Consider the following 4,556-nt stretch of genomic DNA (forward strand, 5'->3'; position numbering starts at 1 on the left):
GTTCAGACCTGCGATGCTGTCCTCGACGACGACGCAGCGCGACGGCTCGACGCCGAGCGTCTGCGCGGCGAACAGATAGACGTCGGGATAGGGCTTCGGCCGCGCCACCTGTTCGGCGCTGAAAATCCGTTCGCCGAAAATCTGTTGCAAACCCGCGCGCCGCACCGAGGCGCTCACCCGCGTCATGCGGCTGTTCGACACGACCGCGGCCGGCAGCGTCACACGTTGCAAAGCCTCGCGCACGCCGTTGATCGGACTTAGCGACGCCGCGAGTTCCAGCTCGACGTTGTGTTCGATGGTGTTGAGAAAATTGGCGGGTAGCGTGATGTCGAAGGACTTCTCGACGCCTTCGAGAAAGCGTGACGTCTGCTGGCCAAACGCGGTTTTGACGACGGGCTCGAAGTCGAGGCCGGGAAAGGCCACGGTGAGCGTTTCGAACATCACACGGTCGGCGATGACTTCGCTATCGACGAGCACGCCGTCGCAATCACAGATGAGGTGGTCGATCATGCCTGGAAACGGAAAGCGGGGAACGCGGGAGCAGGATGGTTGCAAGCTCGGGCGCGCAGAGTGAAAGCGTCATGATACGTGCTTTCAATCTCCGCGCAGCAGGATGCCGGGGTGATCGGTGAAGCCGCCGAATGGGCGGCGTCGCGATGGCGAGCGAGGGTCGGCGGTGAAACAACGGGCGGGACACTGGCGTACTCAGGTGCTCACACCGCTCGGATGCTGAGGCGAGCGAGGGCGCTCAGCTGCTCGCGCCAGCGCACTCAGTGCATATCCGCCCACGCTTTCGCGGCGCGGACCGCGCGCTTCCAGCCGTCCAGACAGGCCTTGACTTCAGCGTGCGGCAACGCCGGTGTGAAGCGGCGCTCGAGCTTCCACTGCTGCTGCAGTTCGTCGACGTCTTTCCAGTAGCCGACCGCGAGCCCGGCGAGATACGCCGCGCCCAGGGCGGTCGTTTCCGGCACCTTCGGGCGCACCGCGTCGACGCCGAGAATGTCGGCCTGAAATTGCATCAGCAGATTGTTCGCGCAGGCGCCGCCGTCCACGCGCAATTCGCCGATGCGAATGCCGGAGTCCGCTTCCATCGCCTGCAGCACGTCGAGCGACTGATAGGCGATCGAGTCGAGCGCGGCGCGCGCGATATGCGCGGAGCTCGTGCCGCGCGTCACGCCGAACAGCGTGCCGCGCGCGTGCGCGTTCCAGTGCGGCGCGCCGAGGCCAGCGAAGGCGGGCACCAGATACACGCCGTCGCAATGCGGCACGCCGCGCGCGAGCGTTTCGATCTCGGCGGCGTTCTTGATGATGCCGAGGCCGTCGCGCAGCCATTGCACCACCGCGCCGCCGATGAAGATGCTGCCTTCGAGCGCGTAGTTGATCTTGTCGCCGATCTGCCACGCGATCGTGGTCACGAGATTGTTCTTCGATTCGATCGGCTTGTCGCCGGTGTTCATCACGAGAAAACAGCCGGTGCCGTAGGTGTTCTTCACCATGCCCGACTCCGTGCACATCTGGCCGAACAGCGCGGCGTGCTGATCGCCGGCGATGCCCGCGAGCGGAATCTTCGACGCGAATACGGTGGTCCTGGTCGGCCCATACACTTCCGACGACGGCCGCACTTCCGGCAGCATGCTGCGCGGAATGTCGAGCGCGTCGAGCAGTTCGTCGTCCCATTTCAGCGTGTGGATGTTGAACAGCATCGTGCGCGACGCGTTGGTCACGTCAGTGACGTGCAGGCTGCCCTTGGTGAAGTTCCACGCGAGCCAGCTGTCGACCGTGCCGAACGCGAGGCGGCCTTGCCGAGCTTTTTCGCGCGCGCCTTCGACGTTGTCGAGAATCCAGCGGATCTTGGTCGCCGAGAAATACGAGTCGATCGGCAAACCGGTTTTCGCGCGGACCTTATCTTCGAGCCCTTGCGCCTTGAGCTGGTCGCAGAAATCGGCGGTTCGGCGGTCCTGCCAGACGATCGCGTTGTAGACCGGGTGGCCGGTTTCGCGATCCCACACGATGGTGGTTTCGCGTTGATTGGTGATGCCGATCGCGGCGATCGAGGTGCCGTTCATGCCGGCGCGCGTCACGGCTTCGGCGGCGACGCCGGCCTGGGTCGACCAGATTTCCTGCGGGTCGTGCTCGACCCAGCCGGGGTGCGGATAGATTTGCTGGAATTCTTTCTGCGCGATCGACACGACGTTGCCAAGCCGGTCGAACAGCATCGCACGCGAGCTGGTGGTGCCTTGGTCAAGCGCGAGGATGTACTGATCCTGCATTGTCTCTTCTCCATGCGTGGGCGTTTCCCCGGCCTGCCGACCGGCGCTGGGAGCCGCCTGTTGTTTTATCCTGGCTGCAATCCTGGATGAGATTGTGCGGCCCGAGCTGGTCCAGCCGAAAGGGGGAGTTGACCGGAGGCTGATCCGGTCTTCGCAGACTATGCGCGCAGTCTATGCGCTTTGCCGCGCGGGTTCGCGGGCGAACCATGCGTCGATGTCGTGCGAGATCGACGCGAGCGTGCCCGGTTCGACGTGCAGCCCGAGTTTCGAGCGGCGCCACAGCACGTCCTGAGCGCTGCGCGCCCATTCGGTGTCGCGCAGGTACGCCAGTTCGGCTTCGTACAGACCCGGCGCGAACGCCCGGCCGAGATCGGCCACCGAGCGCGCTTCGCCGATCACCCGTGTGGCGCGCGTGCCATAGGCGCGCGCGAGCCGGTGCGCCAGCTCGGCCGGCAACCATGCATGCTGTTGCCTGAAGCCGGCGAGGAAGCGGTCGAAGTCCGCGTGCGGAATATCGCCGCCCGGCAGCGGCGCGCTGACGGTCCACGCGGGCGCGCCATTGTGCAACGCCTGCGCGAGGGTGTCGACGGCTTGCTCCGCAAGTTTGCGAAAGGTCGTGATCTTGCCGCCGAACACCGACAGAAGCGGCGCCTCGCCCGCGGGCGCGTCGAGTTCGAGCGAGTAATCGCGCGTGACCGCCGATGGGTTGTCCGCGGCTTCGTCTTCGAGCAACGGACGCACGCCCGAATAGGTCCAGCGCACGTCGGCGGGCGAGATCTTCTGTTTGAAGTAGCGGTTGATCGAGTCGCACAGATACTGAGTTTCGCCGGCGTCGATCGCCACTTGCGAAGGATCGCCGCGATATTCGAGGTCGGTCGTGCCGATCAGCGTGTAATCGCCTTCGTATGGAATCGCGAAGATGATCCGCTTGTCCGGGTTCTGGAAGATGTACGCGTGGTCGTGTTCGAACAGGCGCCGCGTGACGATATGGCTGCCTTTCACGAGGCGGACACTGTGCGATGCCTGGCGGCCGAGCGCGCCCTGCAGCAGTTCGCCGACCCACGGGCCCGCGGCATTCGCGATCGAGGCGGCGCGCACGTCGAGGGGGGGGCCGTCGGCGCGCTGCAGTTGCGCGCGCCATTCACCGCCCGCGCGTACCGCACTGACGAGCTTCGTGCGCGTCAGAATCGTCGCGCCATGCTCCTGCGCGTCGAGTGCGTTCAGCACGACCAGACGCGCGTCGTTGACCCAGCCGTCCGAATACACGAAACCGCGTTTGATCGAATCAATCAGCGGCGCGCCGGCCGGATGATTGCGCATCGAGATGCCGCGCGAACCCGGCAGCAATTCGCGTCTGGCGAGATGGTCGTACAGGAACAGGCCCGCGCGGATCAGCCAGGCCGGGCGCAGATCGGGCATGTGCGGCATCACGAAGCGCAGCGGCCACATGATGTGCGGCGCGGCGCGCAGCAGCGTTTCGCGCTCCTGCAGCGCTTTGCGGACCAGGCCGAACTCGCGGTATTCGAGGTAGCGCAGGCCGCCGTGGATCAGCTTGGTGCTGGCCGACGACGTATGCGCGGCCAGATCGTCCTGTTCGCAGAGCAGCACCGACAGGCCGCGACCGGCCGCATCGCGTGCGATGCCTGCGCCGTTGATCCCGCCGCCAACGACGAGCAAATCGTATCTCGAGCCTTGCGTCACCTGCTGTGTCCCCTGCGTTGCGCCTGAAAAGTCCTGCGGAAAGTCTGCCGAACCGATTGTGTTCGTTTTCGAACTTTAATGAACATATTCGAAAAAGTAAAGTTCGCTTTCCCTGAGCGCACCTCATCCGAACGCCCAAGGGTGTGGCGCAACGGGCGGTCACGGACGATACTCTCCGCAGAAGCCATTTCGAGGTGAATTAATGCGTGGACTTTTGATGACCGGCGCCGCCGCGCTTCTCACGGGGTGCGTCAGCTCGCCGAGCCTGACGGGGACGATGGGTGCGCCGTCGTTCGAAGCGTTGCAGCGGATGTGCACGGCGCAACCCGTCGACTACGGCAAGGACGCACAAGGCGTCTACGCGGCGCTATTCGACGCCTATGTGGCGAACCGGCGCGGCGCGTTGTCGAAGGACGATTTCTGCGCGTTCCAGGCCGCCATCGCCCAGCGTCATGCGAGCGAAGGTAATAGCGCCGATCCGCAGGTGCGCAATCAGTGGGTCGAGTTTTTCACCGCCCAACGGGCCAAGGCGCTGAGCTGGCGCTCGGCGGTCGATCCGACCTTGCGCAGCGGTTGAGTGGGGTA

At 65.0% G+C, this 4,556-nt stretch carries 4 protein-coding genes; 1 reads left to right on the forward strand and 3 read right to left on the reverse strand.

Annotated elements, in window-relative coordinates; translation table 11 throughout:
* The 3 genes from CIC12_RS08665 to glpD form a co-directional block, all read right to left on the reverse strand.
* Positions 1-510: HAD-IA family hydrolase (locus CIC12_RS08665; protein WP_168663722.1), on the reverse strand; the 510-nt coding region annotated here is incomplete at its 3' end.
* A 260-nt stretch (positions 511-770) separates the two neighbouring features.
* Entirely contained in the window at positions 771-2,270 is a 1,500-nt protein-coding gene (gene glpK, locus CIC12_RS08670; protein ID WP_168663723.1) for a glycerol kinase GlpK, read from the reverse strand.
* A gap of 171 nt (positions 2,271-2,441) precedes the next feature.
* Positions 2,442-3,971 carry a glycerol-3-phosphate dehydrogenase gene (gene glpD, locus CIC12_RS08675; RefSeq protein WP_168663724.1) on the reverse strand — a complete coding sequence of 510 codons (1,530 nt, stop codon included), beginning with the start codon at positions 3,969-3,971 and terminating at the stop codon, positions 2,442-2,444.
* 202 nt (positions 3,972-4,173) lie between these two features.
* Here glpD and CIC12_RS08680 point away from each other — a divergent pair, with 202 nt between their 5' ends.
* Positions 4,174-4,548 (forward strand): hypothetical protein, encoded by a 375-nt coding sequence (locus CIC12_RS08680; RefSeq protein WP_174771971.1) that lies wholly within the window; start codon positions 4,174-4,176, stop codon positions 4,546-4,548.
* Positions 4,549-4,556 lie beyond the last annotated feature (8 nt).

This window comes from Paraburkholderia sp. SG-MS1, from assembly GCF_012275575.1.
Taxonomy (GTDB): domain Bacteria; phylum Pseudomonadota; class Gammaproteobacteria; order Burkholderiales; family Burkholderiaceae; genus Paraburkholderia.